The organism is Micromonospora sp. DT31 (genome assembly GCF_049841795.1).
Taxonomy (GTDB): Bacteria; Actinomycetota; Actinomycetes; order Mycobacteriales; family Micromonosporaceae; genus Micromonospora.
On sequence record NZ_JBNCKZ010000008.1, the window covers coordinates 260,032 to 279,705 of the forward strand.

Genomic DNA, 19,674 nt, shown 5'->3' on the forward strand with positions numbered 1-19,674 from the left:
ACTCCCCGGGCGGGGGAACGGTCAGCCGTCCTCGCGCCAGCGGTTGGTGATCGGCAGCCGCCGGTCCCGCCCGAACGCCTTCATGGAGATCTTGGTGCCGGGCGCGGACTGCCGCCGCTTGTACTCGGCGGTATCCACCATCCGCAGCACCTTGTCCACCACCGCCGGGTCGTGGCCCGACTCCACCAGGCCGTCGCGGCCCAGGTCACCGTCGACGTAGCCGATCAGGATCGGGTCGAGCACGTCGTAGTCGGGAAGCGTGTCGCTGTCGAGCTGGCCGGGGCTCAACTCCGCCGACGGCGGCTTGCCGATCGAGTTCTCCGGGATCGGCGGGGTCTGGCCGCGCCGGGCCGCGTCCGCGTTGCGCCACTTCGCCAACCGCCACACGAGCGTCTTCCACACGTCCTTGATCGGGTTGTAACCGCCCACCGAGTCGCCGTAGAGCGTCGAGTAGCCCACCGCCAGCTCACTCTTGTTGCCCGTGGTGAGCACGAGGTGCCCCTCCTGGTTCGACAACGCCATGAGGATCACGCCGCGCACCCGGGCCTGGAGGTTCTCCACCGCCACCCCGGACAGCGACATGTTGGCCAGGAACGTGTCGACCATCGGCTGGATCGGCTCCACCCGGTAGTCCAGGCCGGTGCGCTTGGCCAGGTCCTCGGCGTCGGAGCGGGAATGCTCGGAGGAGTGCTGGCTGGGCATCGAGACGCCGACGACCCGCTCCGGGCCGAGCGCGTCCACCGCGAGGGCCGCCGCCACCGCCGAGTCGATGCCGCCGGACAGGCCCAGCACCACCGAGGGGAAGCGGTTCTTCACGACGTAGTCGCGCAGCCCCAGCACCAGCGCCTGCCACACCTCCGCCTCGTCGGCGACCGGCTCGATGATCCCGCCGCTGACCGCCGGGCCGGACGGCGCGGCCGGGACCGGCCCCAGCTCGTGGCGCACCACCCGCATCCCGTCGGCCGCCCCGGTGACCCGGTCGGGCGCCTCGGCCGCCGCCGGCAGTTCCAGGTCGTGCACCAGCAGGTGCTCGACGAACTGCGGTGCCCGGGCCAGCAGCGTGCCGTCCGCGGTGACGATCATCGAGTCGCCGTCGTAGACCAGCTCGTCCTGGCCGCCGACCATGTTCACGTACGCGATGGCGGCGCCCGCCTCGGCGGCGCGGCGGCGCACCAGCGGCAGCCGCACGTCGTCCTTGTTCAGCTCGTACGGCGAGCCGTTGACGGTGAGCACCAGCCCGACGCCGGCCTGCCGGGCCACCGCGAACGGGCCACCGCCCTGCCACAGGTCCTCGCAGATGGTCAGCGCCACGTCGACCCCGCCGACCCGCACCACGGTCAGCGTGTCACCGGGCACGAAGTAGCGGTCCTCGTCGAACACCCCGTAGTTGGGCAGGTGGTGCTTGAAGTAGGTGGCGACCACCTCGCCCCGGTGCAGCAGCGCCGCCGCGTTGCGCGCCCCCCGCCCCGGCTCGGCGTCCGCGCTGACCTGCGGCGGGCCGTCGGCGTCCAGGTAGCCGACCAGGACCGGCAGGTCACCGAGGCCGTCGGCGACGAGGTCGGCGGCGAGCCGGTGCAGCGCGGCCCGGGACGCGGCGACGAACGAACGGCGGAAGACCAGGTCCTCGACCGGGTAACCGGTGAGCATCAGCTCGGGGAACAGCACGAGCTGGGCGCCGGAGTCGGCTGCCTTGCGGGTCCACGCGCGGACCTCACCGGCGTTGCCGGTGAGGTCGCCTACCGTCGGGTTGACCTGGCACAGAGCGAGACGCAGGGTGGGCATGTCCCCATCTTCCCCCAGCCGTGGCGACCGAATCCGCCCGGACACCACGGGACGGCCCGCCGGGTGGGGGCGTAACGTCGGCGTAACGAGCCCGGTGGACACTGGGCGGTCAGGTCGGGCCCGGACCGGCCGGTGCGAACGTAGTTGTCACGAGGGGTGGAAGTGGACCGTCAGCAGGAGTTCGTCCTCCGTACGCTGGAAGAACGGGACATCCGTTTCGTCCGGCTGTGGTTCACCGACGTGTTGGGCACGCTCAAGAGCGTCTCGGTGGCCCCGGCGGAACTGGAGTCGGCCTTCGAGGAGGGCATCGGCTTCGACGGCTCCGCGATCGAGGGCTTCGCCCGGGTCTTCGAGTCGGACATGGTGGCCATGCCCGACCCCACCACGTTCCAGGTGTTCCCGTTCGAGGGCGGGGTCAGCGGCGAGAGCGCCCGGATGTTCTGCGACATCCTGCTGCCCGACGGCAGCCCGTCCTGGGCCGACCCGCGGCACGTGCTGCGCCGGATGCTGTCCCGGGCGGCCGAGCGGGGCTTCACCTTCTACACCCACCCGGAGATCGAGTTCTTCCTGCTGGAGAACGGCCCGCAGGACGGCTCGGTGCCCATCCCGGTGGACACCGGCGGCTACTTCGAGCACACCACGCACGCCGTCGCGCGGGACTTCCGCCGCCAGGCCGTGCTGGCGCTGGAGCGGATCGGCATCTCGGTGGAGTTCAGCCACCACGAGGTCGCCCCCGGCCAGCAGGAGATCGACCTGCGCTACGCCGACGCGCTCACCACCGCCGACAACATCATGACGTTCCGGCACGTGGTGAAGGAGGTGGCGCTGTCCACCGGCGTGCAGGCCAGCTTCATGCCCAAGCCGTTCACCGACCAGCCGGGCAACGGCATGCACACGCACCTGTCGCTGTTCGAGGGCGAGCGCAACGCGTTCCACGACGCGTCCGACCCGATGAAGCTGTCCAAGGTGGCCAAGTCGTTCATCGCCGGGCTGCTCACCCACGCCCGCGAGTACACCGCGGTCACCAACCAGTGGGTCAACTCGTACAAGCGGCTGTTCCCGCAGGCGCTGCCGGACCGGATCACCGAGAGCCCCGCGTACGTCTGCTGGGGTCACCTGAACCGGTCCGCACTGGTGCGGGTCCCGGCGTACGGCAAGCCGAACTCGGCCCGGGTCGAGGTCCGTTCGCTGGACTCCGCGACCAACCCCTACCTGGCCTTCGCGGTGCTGCTCGGTGCCGGGCTCAAGGGCATCGAGGAGGGCTACGAGCTGCCCGCGGGCGCCGAGGACGACGTGTGGTCGCTGAGCAGCGCGGAGCGGCGTGCGATGGGCTACGAGGCGCTGCCGGAGAACCTGGCCGAGGCGATCGACGTGATGTCCGGCTCGGAGCTGGTCGCCGAGGTGCTCGGCGAGCACGTCTTCGACTTCTTCCTGCGCAACAAGCGGGCCGAGTGGGAGCAGTACCGCCGCGAGGTCACCCCCTACGAGCGCCAGCGCTACCTGTCGCTCTAGATCACCCTGGCGCGGTGCCGCTATCGTCTGCGGCACCGCCGCGGCACCGTGCCGGGCGGTTGAGCCGGGGAGGCGCGGGGTGCTGGGAGACCTGCTCGACGGGGCGTGGCAGAGCATCGTGTTCGGAATCGTCGGGGTGGCGTTGATGGCCGCCGGGTTCCTGCTCGTCGACCTGCTCACCCCGGGCAAGCTGCGGGAGCTGATCTGGGTCCGCCGCAACGGCAACGCCGCGCTGCTGCTCGCCGCCAACCAGGTCGGCATCGCCGGCATCGTCTTCACCGCCATCCTGACCAGCTACAGCTCCTTCACCAAAGGGCTGGCCTCCACGGTGGTCTTCGGGCTGGTCGGCCTGCTGGTGATGGCGCTGGCGTTCCTGGTGCTGGACCTGCTCACCCCGGGGCGGCTCGGTGACGTCATCGCCGCCGACGAGCGGCACCCGGCGGCCTGGGTCAGCGCCGCCACCCACTTCGGCGCCGCGCTGATCGTCTGCGCCTGCATCGCCTGACCGGTGTCGCACCCCGGGGCTAGGTTCCGGGGGTGAACCGCACCGACCGCCTCTACGCCCTGGTCGAGGAGTTGCGCGCGGTGACCCCGCGCCCGCGCAGCGCCCGCTGGCTGGCCCGCCGCTTCGAGGTCAGCACCCGCACCGTGGAGCGGGACATCGCCGCGTTGCAGGGCGCCGGGGTGCCGATCTGGGCCGAGCCGGGCCGCACCGGCGGCTACGTGGTCGACCGGGCGCGCACCCTGCCGCCGGTGAACCTCACCCCGGCCGAGGCGGTGGCGATGGCCGTCGCGCTGCACCGGCTCGGCGGTTCCCCGTTCGCCTCGGCGGCCGGCGCCGCGCTGCGCAAGCTGGTCGCGGTGATGCCGCCCGCCGCGGTCGCCGAGGCGCACCGGCTCGCCGGTCTGGTACACCTGGTCGGGGAGGGGCCGGGCACGCCCGTCCCGGCCGCCGTCGCCGACGCGGTCGCCGCCGGCCGGGTGCTGCGCCTGCGGTACGTCGACCGCGGTGGCGCGGATTCGGCGCGGGACGTGGAGCCGCTGGCCTACCTGGGCAGCTCGACCCACTGGTATCTGGTCGCCTGGTGCCGGCTGCGCGACGGCGTGCGGTGCTTCCGTACCGACCGGATCGTGTCGGTGCGTCCGCTGGGCGAGCCGGTGACCCGGGAGTTGCGCCCCGGCGACCTCGACGTCCCGGCCGACCGGGTGCGCCAGCTGAGCCTGGTCTGAAAGGCGACAGCGTTTCCGGCTCGGGTGGGGGAAGCTGGCGGGTCTGCCGTACCGGGGGAGGAACGCGGGTGCCCGACACGCTCAGTTACGCCGACGCCGTACGCCTGCTCGGCGGGGAGAAGAGCAGGTTCGTCGACTGGTTCGACAAGCTGACCGGAGGGGTGCTGCTGGCCGCTTCCGTGCCGGTGCCGGCGCTGCTCGGCATCTTCGACGCCAAGGCGGAGTTCGTCCGCCTCGGCCACGGGCTGGTGCGCGGCGTGTCCGAGGAGCGTTCCGGGCTGTCCCGGTACGGGCGGACGCAACGGCTGGAGGCGGCGCACGCGGTGCTCGCGGTGACCGCGTTCTTCGAGGCTCTGGCCGGTCTGCCGCTGCCGTTCGACCTCAAGGGACTGGCGATCGGCCGGTCCGACCAACTGCGCCTCGCCGGCGCCCGGCACATCGCGGACGACCTCACCGCCGCGCTGTTCGGCACGGCGGCGCCGGCCCCCGGCCCGCACCTGCCCCAGCCGGCGCTGCGGTCGGCGCTCGTCGACTGGTACGGGCAGCAGGCCCAGGCGTTCCTCGACCTCCTCCGCGGGTTGGCCGTCGGCGACACGCTCTCCGGTGCGGGCTGGCGGCGCACGGAGTCGGTCCTCGCCGGCCTCCCCGAGGCCGCCGTCGACAGGTACGTCGCCTCGCTGCACCGGCTCGCCGTGGACTTCCCCGAGGTGTCCTTCTGGATCGACCTGCACGAGCACGAGGCCACCCGGGTCGAGGTCCGCCGGCTGTCGGTGGGACTGGCCGACCTGCACCGGGCCCTGGCCGACCTGTCCACCGGGTCGGCTCCGGACAGGCGGCGGGCCGGCCTCGCCGCCGCGTACACCGCGGAACTGGATCGCCCGATCATCGCCTCCGGCGACGTGCCGGCCGGGCTGACCGTGCCGACGCTGGGTGAGGCGTACGTACCGCCGCTGTGCCGGATCGCCGACCTGGACCAGGCGGCGCAGCCCAGCGACGAGAACTGGTGGGGCGACCGGCCGGATCGCGACGACCTCTGGCAGGCGCTCGTCGTCCACTTCACCTCGCCCGGGGCCGTGCGGGCCCCGCTGCTGGTGCTCGGGCAGCCCGGCTCGGGCAAGTCGGTGCTCACCCGGGTCGTCGCGGCCCGGCTGCCGGCCGCCGACTTCCTGGTGGTCCGGGTGGTGCTCCGCGACGTGCACGCCGCCGGCGACATCCAGGAGCAGATCGAACAGGCGGTGCGGCAGGACACCGGCGAACGCGTCGAGTGGCCGGCGCTGGCCCGCTCGGCCGGCGACGCGCTGCCGGTGGTGCTGCTCGACGGCTTCGACGAGCTGTTGCAGGCCACCGGCGCCAGCCAGACCGACTACCTGCGGCGGGTGGCCGCCTTCCAACGGCGCGAGGCCGACCAGGGGCGGCCGGTGGCGGTCGTGGTGACCAGCCGGACCAGCGTGGCCGACCGCGCCCAGCCGCCGCCCGGCACGGTCGCGGTGCGGCTGGAGCCGTTCGACGAGACGCGTGTCGACGCCTGGGTGCGGACCTGGAACCGGGTCAACGCCGTGGCGTTCCGGACGCCGGGTGCCCGGCCGCTGGACCGGGCCACGGTGCTGTCGCACCGGGAACTCGCGGGGCAGCCGTTGCTGCTGCTGATGCTGGCCCTCTACGACGCCGAGGGGCACGACCTGCGCCAGGCCGGTGACCTGCGTCGTGGCGAGCTGTACGAGCGGCTGCTGCGCCGCTTCGCCCGCCGGGAGGTGGTCAAGCAGCGCCCCGGCCTGCCCGAGCCGGAGTTGGAGCGGGCGGTCGAGGAGGAGTTGTGCCGGCTGGCCGTGGTGGCCTTCGCGATGTTCAACCGGGGCGCCCAGTGGGTGAGCGCCGCCGAGCTGGACGTCGACCTGGGCGCGCTGCCGTTCGGCGGCCCGGTCGCGGAGCGGCGGCGGGACGGGCTGCGCGCCCCGCTGTCCACGGCCGAGGTGGTGCTGGGCCGGTTCTTCTTCATCCACCGGGCCCGCGCCGGTGACGAGGAGCGGCGTCGCGAGACCTACGAGTTCCTGCACGCCACGTTCGGCGAATACCTGGTGGCCCGGCTCACCGCGCAGGTGGTCGACGACCTGATCGTCCGGCATCGGGCGGCCAGCCTCACGCTGGCCGGCGAGCCGGTCGAGGACGACCTGCTGCACGCCCTGCTCTCGTACGCGGTACTCAGCAGCCGGGCCACCGTCCTGGCCTTCCTCCGGGAGACGCTGGCCGAGCGGGACGGTCCCGTCCGGATCGCCTGGGCCGACCTGCTGCTGCGGCTGTTCCGGGCCGCGCCGTTCGCGACCGGTGGTCGCCGCTTCGACGACTACCGGCCCCGTCGTCCGCGGGTGCCGGCCCGGTACGCCGCCTACAGCGCGAACCTGTTGTTGCTGATCCTGGTGGCGGTGCCGGACACCGTCGGACGGGCGCTGTTCCCGGAGGCGCCGACGCCGGTGACCGAGTGGCGGACCCAGGTGGGGTTGTGGCGTTCCCAGCTCTCGCCGGACGAGTGGCAGGGTCTCAGCGACCTGCTGGCCCTGGACCGGCTGGGGGCGGGAGCGGACCGGGACGTTCGGTTGCGGCTGGACGGCCGCCTCGCCGTGCCGCCGGACGCCGACCCGATGTGGGCCGTCGGAGTGCCCGAGCCGATGGCCATACGCGGCTTCGGCCTGTCGGCCGAACAGCTGTCCCGGGTCCGCCGCACCGCCCACCTGACCTGTGACATCGACGGGGCGGTGCTGGTCGGCGCGTTGGAGCCGGTGTTCGACAAGTTGGCGACGGCGCTCGCCCTGATCTCCGGGCCAGGGCGGCCGGGTTACGCCTCGTCCGCAGCCCACGCGTTGCTCGAGGCGTGGGTGCTGCCGCTGCGCCCGGCGTCGCAGCAGGAGCGGCGACGGGTGTATCTGCGCTGCGTCGACATGGCCGTCCAGGGTGTGGAAGTGGTCCCGGACTGGGACCGGCTCGCCTTCCTGCGCCTGCTCTTCGACCGGATGGCTGGTGACCGCGAGCTTTCCGCCGAGTCCGCGGCCGAGGTGTTGGAGGCGGTCTGTCGACACTCGCTGCTCTCCGGCGTCGATGCCACGCTGGCCTTGCTGCGCTGCGTGCAGCGGGTGCTGGGCGTGGATCGGCAGGTCGACCGACGGCTCGCCCTGGTCGTCCAGAGGGTGGCCGGCCCGCCCCTGCCGATATACGGGTTCGAGCTGGACGACGTCGCGGCGGAGGTGATTGTCCGGCTGCACGAGGGTCACCTGGCGACGGTGCCGGTCTGGCCCGCCACGTTCGCCGAGTTCGACAGGCGTTACGGCGAGCGGCTGCCCGACCTGGCCCGTCGGCTGGCGCGCCTGGTGGATCCGTCCGATCTGCCGCCGAAACGCCGACAGGACGCTGTCGCGGACACCTCCGACGCTGGCTCCTGACGACGTCGGCCGCCCCGGCCGGCGCGGCGAGGAGGAATCATGTCCCGCACGCCCATCACCTGGTTCGAGATCGGCTCCGACCGGCCGGACGAGGCGCAGCGGTTCTACGCCGAGATGTTCGGCTGGAGTTTCGAGCAGGGCGGCCCGGGTGGGTCGTACCGGCAGACGACGGCCGGGGGCGAGCAGGGGATCGGTGGCGCGATCCGGGGCACCGACACCGGCAACTACGCGACCTTCTACGCCCAGGTGGCCGACGTGGCGGAGACCTGCGGGCGGGCCGAGAAGGCCGGTGGCGCCGTACTGACGGCGCCGGTGACCACGCCGGCCGGACTGGTGCGTGCCATGCTGCGTGACCCGTCGGGCAACCTGTTCGGCGTCTTCAGCCCGCCCGCCGAGGGCTGACAGCGCTTCGGGTGCGGTCGCCGGCGTCGAGGCGACCGCACCCGAAGCGGTGTGGTGGCGGTGCCCGGTCGGCACCGCCACCGTGGGTGGCCCCGCTCGGCTCCGGCCAGGGGGAGGGAACGGCCGGGGCGGGTGGCGGGGTCACCGCGTCACTTGCCGCCCTGGCCCTCCTGGCCGGCCTCGGCGCCCTTGTCGGCCTTGCCCTCCGGGCCGCCCTTGTCGCCCCCCTGGCCGTGGTGGCCGGGCCGGCCGCCGTGGCCGCCCTTGCCCGGGAACACGCCCGCCTCGGCGGCCTTGAGCACCGCGTCGGCCTGCTCCTGGGTGAGCTTGCCGTCGGTGACGGCCTGGTCCAGCCGCTCCTTCAGCGCGGCCTGCCGGTCCTCCGTCGAGGGCCGCTCGGGGCGGTCGCCCTTGCGCTGCTCGTGCAGCTTCTCCAGCGCCGCGGTGACCTTGTCGGTCGGGACGCCCAGTTCCTTGGCCAGTGCCTCGGCGAACTCGGCCTGCCGGTCGGCGTGCTTCTGGCGGCGGTCGTCACCCTGGTCCGTGGTGCTCGCGCTGGAGGACGGGTCCGGGCTCTTGTCCTCGGCGAGCGCCACCGTCGGGGCGGCGATCCCGACGCCGAGCACCCCGGCGGCGGCCAGGCCTGCCAGCAGGTGCTTCTTCGACATCGTGCGGATCATGCGATTCTCCTGTTCGGTGGTGGTGCGATGACGTCACCGACAGTGACCGCCGCAGCTGAGGGTGGGCCGTGGCGAACCTGTCAGCGAGCTGGCAATCGCGCCGGGCGGCCCGGTTATTCCGGTTGTCGCGTCCCCGGGTGGGCCGGAAGGCTGGGTCGAATTCCGACGAAAGGCCACTCGATGACGCAGCCTGTCATTCGCGAGATCCCGCTGACCGGGCCGGGCTCCGGGCCGTACGCGATCACGGTCGGCTCCGACGGTGCCCTCTGGCTGACGCTGGCCGGCTCCGGCGGCGTCGCCCGGCTCGATCCCGACGGCGGGGTGCGGACCTACCGCGACGACCCGCCGGACAGTCGTCCCCTGATCATCGTCGGCGGCCCCGACGGCGCGCTCTGGTACACCCGGTCCGGCGACGACCGGCTCGGCCGGATCACCGTGGACGGCCGGGCCGACGCCGTGGCGCTGCCGACCGGCAGCGCCCCCTGCGGCCTGGCCGTGGGCGCGGACGGCGCGCTCTGGTACGCCGGCATGGGCAACGACACGGTCGGCCGGGTGACCGTCGACGGGGAGGTCACGTCCTTCCCGCTGCCGGCCGCCAAGGGCTTCCCGTCGATGCTGGCCGCCGGCCCGGACGACGCGCTCTGGCTCACGCTCAACCAGGCGAACGCGATCGCCCGGGTCGGCCTGGACGGGTCGGTGACGCCGTATCCACTGCCCACCGGGGCGGCCGGGCCGGTCGGCATCACCCGCGGCGGCGACGGTGCGCTCTGGTTCGTGGAGATCGTCGCCGGGCAGCTCGGCCGGATCACCCCGGACGGGCGGATCGACGAGTTCCCGCTGCCGGACCGGGCGGCCCGCCCGCACGCGATCGTCGCCGACCCGGCGGGTGGCTGCTGGTTCACCGAGTGGGGCGCCAACCGGATCGGGCACATCGACCCGGACGGCCACATCACCGGCCACCCCCTGCCCACTCCCGCCGGCGAGCCGCACGGCCTCACGGTCACCGCCGACCGCTCCGTCTGGGTCGCCCTGGAGTCCGGCGCCGTGGCCCACCTCAGCCCGCCGCGGTGACCGTGGGGTCGGCGGCGGTGGTGGATCTCCAGAACGCCGCCGGCCCCATGATCGACCGGTCGTGGGTGGGGTGGTCAGCGGACCGCGGGGGCGATGGTGAGGGTGCCGCTGGTGGCGTCGAGGGTGGCGGGGGTGCCGACCGGGACGGTGAGCTGGCCGGGGCCGTGGCCGACCGGCAGGCCGCCGAGCACCGGTACGCCCAGGTCGCCCAGCCGGTCGGTGAGCACGTCCACCACTGTGGTGTCCCAGCCGTCGGCGCACTCGGTGAACTGGCCGACCGCCACCCCGGCGACGCCGGCCAGCGCGCCGCAGCGGCGCAGGTGGGTGAGCATCCGATCGATCTTGTACGGCGGCTCCTGCACCTCCTCGACCAGCAGGATCGCCCCGGTCAGGTCGGGCATGTCCGGGGTGCCGACCGACGCGGTGATCAGGCACAGGTTGCCGCCGAGCAGCCGCCCCTCGGCCCGCCCGGGCACCCGCACCGGATACGTCTCCTCCGCCTCAACGGCCTCGACCGTCACCGGTTCGGCGCGGGTCAGCGCGGCGTGCAGCGACTGTGCGGAGCGGATCGGGGTGCGCTCGTCCCGCCAGGCGGCGCCGGGACCGTGCAACCCGGCCAGCCGGGCGCCGCGCCACAGGGCGAACTGCAACGCGGTGATGTCGGAGAACCCGGCCACCACCTTCGGGTCCCGGCGTACCGCCGCCATGTCGATCAGGTCGACCACCCGCTGCGCCCCGTAGCCGCCCCGGGTGCAGATGACGCCGCGGATCTCCGGGTCGGCGAACGCCGTGTTCAGGTCCGCGGCCCGCAGCGCGTCGTCACCGGCCAGGTAGCCCCGCCGGGCGTACGCGTTCGGCGCGGACACCGCCCGCAACCCCCACCCGGTGAGCAGTTCGATGCCCCGCGCCACCCGCTCGGGTCGGGTCGGGCCGGACGGTGACACAAGCATCACCGCGTCGCCGGGACGCAGGGCCGGCGGGCGCAGGCAGTCGTCGGTGGGCACGACCCGGAGCCTAGCGCCGCCGTGCCGGACCGCCTGCCGTCGGGCGCACCGGCTAGCCTCGACGTCGTGGCGACCGCGCTGGTGATCGAGAACGACCCGACCGACGACCTCCGCCGCCTGGGGGAGTGGCTGACCGAAGGGGGGCTGGGGCTGCACGTCGTGCGCCCGCACGCGGGTGACGCGCTCCCTGCCGACCTGGAGGGATTTGCCGCCCTGGTGGTGCTCGGCGGCGCCCAACAGCCCTATCCGCTGCCCGACGGCAGCCCCGGCGCGCCCTGGTTCCCGGCGCTGGAAGGGCTGCTGCGCAAGGCGGTCCGGGGGCGCGTGCCCACGCTGGGCATCTGCCTCGGCGCGCAACTGCTCGCCACCGCGCACGCCGGCCGGGTGGAACGCAGCCGGTCCGGGCCGGAGGTCGGGCCGACGCTCGTCGGCCGGCGCGACGCCGCGGAGTCCGACCCCCTGTTCCGGTACGTGCCGTTGATGCCCGACGTGCTCCAGTGGCACGTCGACGAGATCACCGAGCTGCCGCACGGCGCGACCCTGCTCGCCGCCTCCACCCGCTACCCGCACCAGGCGTTCCGCCTCGGTGACCGGGCCTGGGGCCTGCAGTTCCACATCGAGTGCGACACCGCCATGATCGCCGAGTGGTCCCGCGACTCGGCCGCGCTGGCCGAGCTGGACTACGACCCGGAACTCGTGGTGGCCGCCTGCGACCGGGTGATGGCCGACATCGAGGAGGTCTGGCAGCCGTTCGCGATCCGGTTCGCCGCGCTGGCCCTCGGTCAGCTGGGTGACGACAACCCGCGCCGCAGCCTGCCGCTGCTCGGGCCCTGATGGTGACCCGACCGGCCCGCGGCCGGCTGGCCCGCTACGGCTTCGCCGAGGGCGAGGGCACCGTGAGCGCGGCCGACCTGCTCGGCCCGGACGGGCTGGACCTGTGGCGGCCGGACACTCAGGAACCGGTCGACGCACCGGCCGCCGAGTTGCTCACCGCGCTGTCCCGCGCCGCCAACCCGGACCTGGCGCTGCGCCAGTTGCACCGGCTGGTCGAGGCGGAGCGGCGGTTCGGCGACGAGGCGGCGGTACGCGACGCGCTCGCCGCCGACCCGGGCCTGCGCCGCCGGTTGATCGCGGTGCTCGGCGCCTCCTCCGCCCTCGGTGACCACCTGGTGGCAAACCCGGGGCAGTGGGCGGTGCTGGCGACCCGGCCGGACGGGCTGGCCCCGATCGCGGACGGCCGGCTCGACCTGGCCGTCGCCGCCCGACTCACCACGGCCAGCGGCGCCGTCCCGTTGTTGCGCCAGGCGTACCGGTTGGCGTTGCTGCGGATCGTGGCGGCCGACCTGACCGGTGGGCGTGGCCTGGAGCAGACCATGGCGGCGCTGTCCGGGCTGGCCGACGCCACCCTGGACGCCGCCTGCGACATCGCCGTGGACGAGCTGCCCGAGGGCACGCCCCGGCCGCGCCTGGCCGTGGTGGCGATGGGCAAGTGCGGGGGCGACGAGCTCAACTACATCTCCGACGTGGACGTCATCTTCGTCGCCGCCGACGACGACGACCTGACCGCCGCCACCGGGGTCGCCGCCCGGCTGATCCAGGTGTGCGGGCTGGTGGCCTGGCCGGTGGACGCGGCGCTGCGGCCGGAGGGCAACCGGGGGCCGCTGGTCCGTACGCTCGCCAGCCACCTGGCCTACTACCGCCGCTGGGCGCGCACCTGGGAGTTCCAGGCGCTGCTCAAGGCCCGCCCGGCGGCGGGCGACCTGGAGCTTGCCCGGGAGTGGGTCGAGGCGCTCGCCCCGTTGGTCTGGACCGCGGCGGAGCGGCCGGAGGCGGTCGAGGACATCCGCGCCATGCGCCGCAGGATCATCGACAACATCCCGCCGAAGGAGCAGGACCGCGAGATCAAACGCGGTCCGGGCGGGCTGCGCGACATCGAGTTCGCGGTCCAGCTGCTCCAGCTCGTGCACGGCCGGGGTGACGAGTCGCTGCGGGTGCCGGGCACCCTGCCGGCGCTGCGGGCCCTGGTCGCCGGCGGCTACGTCGGCCGCGCCGACGGGGAGGCGCTGCTGCGCGGCTACCGCTTCCTGCGCGCCGTCGAGCACCGGCTCCAACTCCAGGCCCTGCGCCGCACCCACACCGTGCCCACCGAGCCGGCCGCGTTGCGCTGGCTCGCCGCCGCGCTCGGCTACGCGGCCACGCCGGGGCGCAGCGCCGTCGAGGAGTTCCGCGCCGAGTGGATCACGCACGCCGCCGAGGTACGCCGGCTGCACGCGAAACTGCTCTACCGGCCGCTGCTGGAGTCGGTGGCCCGGGTACCGGCCGAGGGCCTGCGGCTCACCCCGGAGGCGGCCCGGCACCGCCTGGAGGTGCTCGGCTTCGCCGACCCGGCCGGGGCGCTGCGGCACATCCAGGCGCTCACCGGCGGGGTGAGCCGCACCGCCGCGATCCAGCGCACGTTGCTGCCGGTGCTGCTGGACGAGTTCGCCGATGCCCCCGAGCCCGACCGGGGGCTGCTCAGCTACCGCCAGGTCTCCGACAAGCTGGGCAGCACGCCGTGGTATCTGCGCCTGCTGCGCGACTCCGGCCCGGTGGCGCGCCGGCTCGCCCGGGTGCTCTCCTCCTCCCGGTACGCCGCGGACCTGTTGGCCCGGGAGCCGGAGGCGCTGCGGCTGCTGGCCGAGGACAGCGAGTTGACCCCGCGTCCCCGCCCGACCCTGGTCGAGGGGTTCGCCGCCGCGGCGGCCCGGCACGACGACCCGGTCGAGGCCATCCGGGCGGTCCGCGCGCTGCGCCGCCGCGAACTGGTGCGGATCGCCTGCGCGGACGTGCTGAGCCGGGCCGGCGCACTGGCCCCGCTGACCCCCCGCCCGGCCGGTGGCGGGGAACGCCGGCCCACAGTGGTGGACGTGACCGCGGTCGGCGCCGCGCTGTCGCACGTCACCGACGCCACGCTTGCCGCCGCGCTGCGCGCCGCCCGCACCGTCCACGCCGGCCCGCCCGGCCTGCGTTTCGCGGTGATCGGCATGGGCCGGCTCGGCGGGTACGAGTCCAACTACCTGTCCGACGCCGACGTGCTCTTCGTCTACGACCCGCCGCCGGGCGTGGACGAGAGCGCGGCCAGCGCGGCCGCGCACGCCATCGCCGAGGAGCTGCGCCGGTTGCTCTCCGCGCCCGCCCCGGACCCGCCGCTGGGCGTCGACGCCGACCTGCGCCCCGAGGGTCGCCAGGGTCCCCTGGTCCGCAGCCTGGCCGCGTACGCCCAGTACTACGCCCGTTGGTCGCGGGTGTGGGAGGCGCAGGCGCTGCTGCGGGCCCGGTTCGTCTGCGGCGACGCCGACCTGGGTGCCGAGTTCGAGGCGATGGTCGAACCGGTGCGCTACCCGGCCGACGGGCTGAGCCGCGAGCAGGTGATCGAGATCCGCCGGCTCAAGGCGCGGGTGGAGACCGAGCGCATGCCCCGCGGCGCCGACCCGGCCACCCACACCAAACTGGGTCGGGGCGGGCTCGCCGACGTCGAGTGGGCGGTGCAACTGCTCCAGCTCCGGCACGCCGGTCAGGTGCCGGCGCTGCGCGGCACCCGTACCCTCGACGCCCTCACCGCGGCCCGCGACGCCGGCCTGCTCGACCCGGAGGACGCGGTCGAACTGGCCGCCGGTTGGACGCTCGCCGCCCAGGTGCGCGACGCGCTGATGCTGGTGCGCGGTCGGGCCGGCGACCAGTTGCCCCGGCACGGGGTGGAGCTGGCCGGCGTGGTCCGGCTGCTGGGCCGCGAGGACCAGGGCGAGTTCCTCGACGAGTACCTGCGCACCGGCCGCCACTCCCGCACGGCCGTGCAACGCATCCTGGAGTCCCCGCTCTGACCGACCACACCCCGCCCGTCGGATGCGCCGGGGGAGCAGGGTGGGTCAGCTCGTCAGGGTGTAGAGGCCGGGGCGGGGGACGGTGACCGTCGTCCACGCGCCGTCGGGGGTGACGGTGGCGCCGCCGGAGGCGGTCAGCCAGCGGTCATGGCGTATCCGCACCGGGACCGGGCCGGGCGCGGAGGCGCGGAACGTGATCGAGGCCCCGTCCTGGCGGACCAGTTCGCCGGGTGCGCCGACGAGCGGGGTGGGCGCGGCGACGGCGTACAACCGCCAGTGCCGGTCCGACCAGACCTCGGTCAGGTACGGCTGGCCGAGCGCCACCAGTTCCGCCTCCGACCGGCCCACCCAGGAGAACTCGGCGTCGGGCACCGCCACGTACTGCACCGCGTTGTCGGCCAGCCAGTCCCGGTAGGTGATCGGGTTCAGCGGAATGCCGGTGCCGTCCGCGCCGGGCACGGTGGTGAAGAACAGTCCGTTGCGGTCGATGTCGGCCTGCCGCAGCCAGCCCCGGGCCAGCGGCACCTCGCCGAGGCGGGCCGCCTCCCAGTAGTTGCGGGTCGGCGGCACCTCCACCCGCCCGGTGAGGCCGCGCCGGGCCAGTTCCGCGCGCAGCGGCGCGTAGTACGCCGGGTCGGCCGTCGGGTCGCCGGCGCTACGCACGTCGGCGGTGACCACCGGCGGCTGCCACCAGCAGACCACGGCCAGCAGGGCGGCCAGCCCGAGCGCGCCGACCGGGCGAGGGAGCCGGCCCGCGCCGAGCCGGGCGGGTGCGGTGGCGGCGGCAGCCAGCACCGGCAGCGCGAACATCACCACCAGACGGGTGGCGTTCAACCCGACCGGGGTGGGCAGCAGCGCCGACGCCAGCACCCCGGCCGCGGACAGCAACGCGCCCACCCGCACCGGCCGGTACGCCACGAGCGCCCCCACCACCAGGCTCGTCACCACCGCGTGCACGGTGTCGGCCGTGCTGATGTTCATCCAGCCGCCCTCGCCGAACAACAGCCCGGTCACGGCCAGCGGAACCGCCGCCGGCACCGCTAGCAGCAGGCCGTCGGCGTACCGGCGGGTCAGCAGAAGCGCGACGCCGGCGAGCCCGACGAACAGCCCCGCCACCGGGCTGGCCGCGGAGGCGAGCAGCGCGGCGACGACCGTGGCGGCGGTGCGGGCGCGGCGGGCGGGCAGGGTCAACGCCAGCAGCGCGGCCAGCCCGAACGCGACGCCGAGGGCGTAGGTGACCCGGCCGGAGACCAGGTTGCCGGCGATGGTGAGCGCCCCCACCAGGCTGCCGAGCAGCGGGCGGGGCACCCGGGTGCGGACCAGCAGCGCCGCGAACGCGGCGGCCGAGGCGAGCAGCGCGAGCGCGCCGGTGACGCGTACCCCGAGCAGGGCCATCAGGGGCGGCGACAGGAGGCTGTAACCCCACGGGTGCACCCCGCCGTACCAGCGCAGGTCCACCAGGGCCGGCCCGTGCGCGGCGAAGAAGTCGGCGCGGGCGACCTGCGCGGACAGGTCCGAGCCGGTGGCCGGCAGGACGAGGTACGCCACCGCGAGCACCAGCGCGAACGCGGCGGACACCGCCACCACCCGACCGCCCCGCATGCCCACCTCCTGATCGCGAACCACCGTACTGGCAGCATGTCCGACGTGCCTCACCACCTCTCGCGTTGGATCGGACTGGCGGGCTCGGTGCTGCTCGCGGTGGCCGCGTTCCTCGGCGGCTCGCTGCCCGACGGCGACCTGCGCCCCACCCCGGTCAGCATCTGGCAGGGCCCCGACGGGCCGCTGGTCATCGGGTTGTGGCTGGTCGGCACCGGTCTGCTGGCGTGGGCCTGGTGGTCGCTGCGCGACCGGGTGCCGTCGACCCGGTGGGCGCTGGTCACGGTGGCGCTGTGGCTGCTGCCGATGCTCGTCGCACCGCCGCTGGGCAGCCGGGACGTCTACGCGTACGCCTGCCAGGGTGCCAGCTTCTCGGCCGGGATCAACCCGTACGAGCAGGGCGTGTCCGCGCTGCCCTGCCCGTGGCTGGACACCATCTCCTTCATCTGGCGGGACACCCCGGCCCCGTACGGACCGCTGTTCGTGCTGCTCGCCGGCGCCGTGGTGAAGGCCACCGGTTCGCTGCTCGGGGCGGTGGTGCTGTTCCGGGTGCTCGCCGTTGCCGGGGTGGCGCTGACCGCCTGGGCGGTGCCGGTGCTGGCCCGCCGCTGCGGGGTGCCGCCGCAGCGGGCGGTGTGGCTGGCGCTGGCCAGCCCGCTGGTGCCCGTGCACCTGGTGTCCGGGGCGCACAACGACGCGTTGATGGTCGGCCTCCTGGTCGCCGGGCTGGCCGTGGTCGCGGCCCGGCCGGGGCGGCCCGGCCCGCTGCTAGCCGGTGGGGCGCTGCTCGGGCTGGCCGCCGCGATCAAGATCACCGCGTTGGTCGTGGTGCCGTTCGCGGCGTTGGCCGCGATCGTCGGGGCGTACCGGATCCGGACGCTGGTGCGCGACGGTGGGTGGGTGGTCGGCGGCTCGCTCGCGTCGCTCGCCGCGGTCACCCTCGTCTCCGGCCTGGGGTTGGGGTTCGTCGGCGGGCTGGAACAGGGCGGCCTGGTGGTCGCCTGGACGTCCCCGCCGACGGCGGTGGGGCAGACCGTCGGTTACCTGCTGGTCCCGTTCGGGGTGCACGTCGACGCGCTGCCGGTGACCCGGGCGATCGGCATGGTGGTGCTGGTCGGGGTGCTGGTGTGGCTCTGGTTCCGGTCGTGGCGCCGGGGTGAGCCGCTCTGGCACGCCGCGCTGGCGCTCACCGCCACGGTCGCGTTGGCCCCGCTGTTCCACCCCTGGTACTGGCTGTGGCCGCTGGCCGTGCTGGCCGCCACCGCCCACCGCACGCTCTGGTTCTCGATCGTCACCGTGGTGTCGTCGTTCCTGGTGCTCGCGGACGGCACCGGGTGGGCCCGGTTCACCAAGATGCCCGGTGCGCCGCTGATGACGCTGTTCGTGATCGTGGTGGTGGTGCGGTTGGTACGGTCGGCTCGGCAGGGTCGGCAACCGGTTCCCGTGGACTGAGGAGGGTGCCGGTGAGCGAGCCCGACGCACCCGTCCGGCCGATCGCCGCCGGTCTCGCCCGCTACGCCGGTCTGGCCGGGGCGGTCCTGCTCGCCGCCGCCGGCTGGCTCGGCGGGGCACGCCCCGACACGCCCCCACGCGCCACGCCCGCCGCGATCTGGCAGGCGCCGTACGGGCCGTTGGCCCTCGGTTGCTGGCTGGTCGGCACGCTGCTGCTGGTGGGCGCCTGGTGGTCGCTGCGCTGGGGCGCCCCGTCGACGCGGTGGGCGTACCTGACCGCGGGCCTCTGGGCGCTGCCGCTGCTGGTCGCGCCGCCGGTGGGCAGCCGGGACGTCTACTCGTACGCCTGCCAGGGCTGGACCTGGACGCAGGGGCTCAGCCCGTACCGGGTGGGGGTGGCGGGGGCTGGCTGCCCGTGGACCGGCTCGGTGTCGCCGATCTGGCGGGACACCCCCGCGCCGTACGGGCCGTTCTTCGTGCTGCTGGCCGGCCTGGCCGTGCTCGCCGGTGGCGGCCTGCTCGGGACGGTGGTGCTGCTGCGGTTGGTCGCGGTGGCCGGGGTGCTGCTCGTCGCGTTCTGCCTGCCCGGCCTGGCCCGGGCCGCCGGGGTGCCCGCCCGCCGGGCCGCCTGGCTGGTGCTGGCCTGCCCGCTGGTCGGCACGCACCTGGTCGCGGGCGCGCACAACGACGCCTTCGCGCTCGGGTTGGTGCTGCTTGGGCTGCTGGTGCTGGTCCGCCGGCCCGGCACGGCAGGCGCGCTGGTCGCGGCCGGGGTGCTGTTGGGGCTCGCGGTGGCGGTGAAGGCGCTGGCCGCGGTGGTGCTCCCGTTCGCCGCGCTGGCCGCCGTGCCCGGCCGCCATACGTGGCGGGCGTTGCTGCGCGACGGCGGTCGGCTGGCCGGGGCGGTGCTCGGCACGCTGCTCGTCGCCTCGCTCGCCACCGGCCTCGGCCTGGGCTGGGTGGCCGGGTTGGGGCACAGCGGCGACTCGCAGCAGTGGACGTCGCCGCCCACCGCGCTCGGCCTGGTCGTCGACTACGCCGGTGAGCTGGCCGGGTCCCGGCCGTCCGCGGTGCCGGTGACCCGGGCGGTGGCGCTGGTGCTGCTGGCCGTCGTGGTCGTGGCGCTCTGGTGGCGGGCGTGGACGAGGCTGCTCCGAGGGGACGACACCCCGCCGGGGGACCGGCCGTCCCCGGTCGGGACGGCGCTGCTCGGCGCCGGCCTGGCACTGGCCGCCACGGTGCTGCTGTCCCCGGTCTTCCACCCCTGGTACGCGACCTGGCCGCTGACCCTGCTCGCGGTGGCGGCCGTGCCGCTGGCCCGGGAGGTCTGGTTCGTGGCGCCCTGCGCGCTGGCCTCGGTGCTCACCCTGCCCGACGGCACGAACCTGGCCCGGTTCACCAAGGCGCCGGGCGCGGTGCTGATGAGCGTGCTCGTGCTGGTGCTCGCCGTGGTCGGTGTCCGGGCCGGGCTGCGCCGCCGCGCGGCCCGCTGAGCCGACGTGCGTGGCCGCGACGGAAACGGCCGGGCCGGCCCCGCGTGTGGCGGAGCCGGCCCGGCCGGTGCGGACAGCGGTGTTCAGCAGTCGTAGTACATGGCGAACTCGTGCGGGGTCGGCCGCAGGCGCACCGGGTCGACCTCGTTGGACCGCTT

14 protein-coding genes are annotated in these 19,674 nt (G+C 74.8%); 10 read left to right on the forward strand and 4 right to left on the reverse strand.

From position 1 onward, the window contains the following. Positions 1-21: 21 nt before the first annotated feature. Positions 22-1,782, reverse strand: a complete 1,761-nt coding sequence (locus tag ACLQ2X_RS16680; protein WP_425681938.1) for an NAD+ synthase — start codon at positions 1,780-1,782, stop codon at positions 22-24. A gap of 162 nt (positions 1,783-1,944) precedes the next feature. On the opposite strand from ACLQ2X_RS16680, the gene glnA reads away from it, so the two are divergent. From glnA to ACLQ2X_RS16705, 5 genes are all read left to right on the forward strand, one after another. Further along, positions 1,945-3,294, forward strand: coding sequence for a type I glutamate--ammonia ligase (glnA, locus tag ACLQ2X_RS16685; protein ID WP_425681939.1), 1,350 nt, complete (start codon positions 1,945-1,947; stop codon positions 3,292-3,294). A gap of 79 nt (positions 3,295-3,373) precedes the next feature. Next, the gene (locus ACLQ2X_RS16690; protein ID WP_425681940.1) at positions 3,374-3,799 is read left to right on the forward strand and encodes a DUF350 domain-containing protein; all 426 of its coding nucleotides are present in this window, start codon (positions 3,374-3,376) and stop codon (positions 3,797-3,799) included. Positions 3,800-3,831: 32 nt separating this feature from the next. Continuing rightward, on the forward strand, positions 3,832-4,524 hold the full coding sequence (locus ACLQ2X_RS16695; RefSeq protein ID WP_425681941.1) for a helix-turn-helix transcriptional regulator: 693 nt from the start codon (positions 3,832-3,834) through the stop codon (positions 4,522-4,524). A gap of 68 nt (positions 4,525-4,592) precedes the next feature. Next, a complete protein-coding gene (locus ACLQ2X_RS16700; protein ID WP_425681942.1) occupies positions 4,593-7,955 on the forward strand; it encodes an NACHT domain-containing protein in 3,363 nt (1,120 codons plus the stop codon). A gap of 39 nt (positions 7,956-7,994) precedes the next feature. Next, the gene (locus ACLQ2X_RS16705) at positions 7,995-8,357 is read left to right on the forward strand and encodes a VOC family protein (RefSeq protein ID WP_425681943.1); all 363 of its coding nucleotides are present in this window, start codon (positions 7,995-7,997) and stop codon (positions 8,355-8,357) included. 149 nt (positions 8,358-8,506) lie between these two features. Here the strand turns inward: ACLQ2X_RS16705 and ACLQ2X_RS16710 are convergent, their stop codons facing one another. Further along, complete coding sequence (locus ACLQ2X_RS16710; RefSeq protein ID WP_425681944.1) at positions 8,507-9,037, reverse strand: hypothetical protein; 531 nt, start codon at positions 9,035-9,037, stop codon at positions 8,507-8,509. A 180-nt stretch (positions 9,038-9,217) separates the two neighbouring features. Here ACLQ2X_RS16710 and ACLQ2X_RS16715 point away from each other — a divergent pair, with 180 nt between their 5' ends. Continuing rightward, positions 9,218-10,108 (forward strand): virginiamycin B lyase family protein, encoded by an 891-nt coding sequence (locus ACLQ2X_RS16715; RefSeq protein WP_425681945.1) that lies wholly within the window; start codon positions 9,218-9,220, stop codon positions 10,106-10,108. A 74-nt stretch (positions 10,109-10,182) separates the two neighbouring features. Here the strand turns inward: ACLQ2X_RS16715 and ACLQ2X_RS16720 are convergent, their stop codons facing one another. Further along, complete coding sequence (locus tag ACLQ2X_RS16720; RefSeq protein ID WP_425681946.1) at positions 10,183-11,112, reverse strand: S66 peptidase family protein; 930 nt, start codon at positions 11,110-11,112, stop codon at positions 10,183-10,185. Positions 11,113-11,178: 66 nt separating this feature from the next. Here ACLQ2X_RS16720 and ACLQ2X_RS16725 point away from each other — a divergent pair, with 66 nt between their 5' ends. Then, positions 11,179-11,946, forward strand: a complete 768-nt coding sequence (locus ACLQ2X_RS16725; protein WP_425681947.1) for a type 1 glutamine amidotransferase — start codon at positions 11,179-11,181, stop codon at positions 11,944-11,946. After that, positions 11,946-14,972 carry a bifunctional [glutamine synthetase] adenylyltransferase/[glutamine synthetase]-adenylyl-L-tyrosine phosphorylase gene (locus ACLQ2X_RS16730; RefSeq protein ID WP_425681948.1) on the forward strand — a complete coding sequence of 1,009 codons (3,027 nt, stop codon included), beginning with the start codon at positions 11,946-11,948 and terminating at the stop codon, positions 14,970-14,972. Before ACLQ2X_RS16725 ends, ACLQ2X_RS16730 begins: the two co-directional genes overlap by 1 nt. Before the next feature lie 45 nt (positions 14,973-15,017). On the opposite strand, the gene ACLQ2X_RS16735 is transcribed toward ACLQ2X_RS16730, so the two are convergent. Then, positions 15,018-16,574, reverse strand: a complete 1,557-nt coding sequence (locus ACLQ2X_RS16735) for a hypothetical protein (protein ID WP_425681949.1) — start codon at positions 16,572-16,574, stop codon at positions 15,018-15,020. Between the two features lie 36 nt (positions 16,575-16,610). Here ACLQ2X_RS16735 and mptB (ACLQ2X_RS16740) point away from each other — a divergent pair, with 36 nt between their 5' ends. Both mptB (ACLQ2X_RS16740) and mptB (ACLQ2X_RS16745) read left to right on the forward strand, forming a co-directional pair. Beyond that, positions 16,611-18,023 (forward strand): polyprenol phosphomannose-dependent alpha 1,6 mannosyltransferase MptB, encoded by a 1,413-nt coding sequence (mptB, locus tag ACLQ2X_RS16740; RefSeq protein WP_425681950.1) that lies wholly within the window; start codon positions 16,611-16,613, stop codon positions 18,021-18,023. An 11-nt stretch (positions 18,024-18,034) separates the two neighbouring features. Continuing rightward, the gene (gene mptB / locus ACLQ2X_RS16745; RefSeq protein ID WP_425681951.1) at positions 18,035-19,516 is read left to right on the forward strand and encodes a polyprenol phosphomannose-dependent alpha 1,6 mannosyltransferase MptB; all 1,482 of its coding nucleotides are present in this window, start codon (positions 18,035-18,037) and stop codon (positions 19,514-19,516) included. The last annotated feature ends 158 nt before the right edge of the window (positions 19,517-19,674 follow it).

Excerpts from the sequence above, each read along its gene's own strand:
- mptB (WP_425681950.1), top strand. The coding sequence starts at position 16,611 with ATGTCCGACGTGCCTCACCACCTCTCGCGTTGGATCGGACTGGCGGGC.
- ACLQ2X_RS16710 (WP_425681944.1), bottom strand. The coding sequence starts at position 9,037 with ATGATCCGCACGATGTCGAAGAAGCACCTGCTGGCAGGCCTGGCCGCC.
- ACLQ2X_RS16735 (WP_425681949.1), bottom strand. The coding sequence starts at position 16,574 with ATGCGGGGCGGTCGGGTGGTGGCGGTGTCCGCCGCGTTCGCGCTGGTG.
- ACLQ2X_RS16730 (WP_425681948.1), top strand. The coding sequence starts at position 11,946 with ATGGTGACCCGACCGGCCCGCGGCCGGCTGGCCCGCTACGGCTTCGCC.
- ACLQ2X_RS16705 (WP_425681943.1), top strand. The coding sequence starts at position 7,995 with ATGTCCCGCACGCCCATCACCTGGTTCGAGATCGGCTCCGACCGGCCG.
- ACLQ2X_RS16680 (WP_425681938.1), bottom strand. The coding sequence starts at position 1,782 with ATGCCCACCCTGCGTCTCGCTCTGTGCCAGGTCAACCCGACGGTAGGC.
- ACLQ2X_RS16715 (WP_425681945.1), top strand. The coding sequence starts at position 9,218 with ATGACGCAGCCTGTCATTCGCGAGATCCCGCTGACCGGGCCGGGCTCC.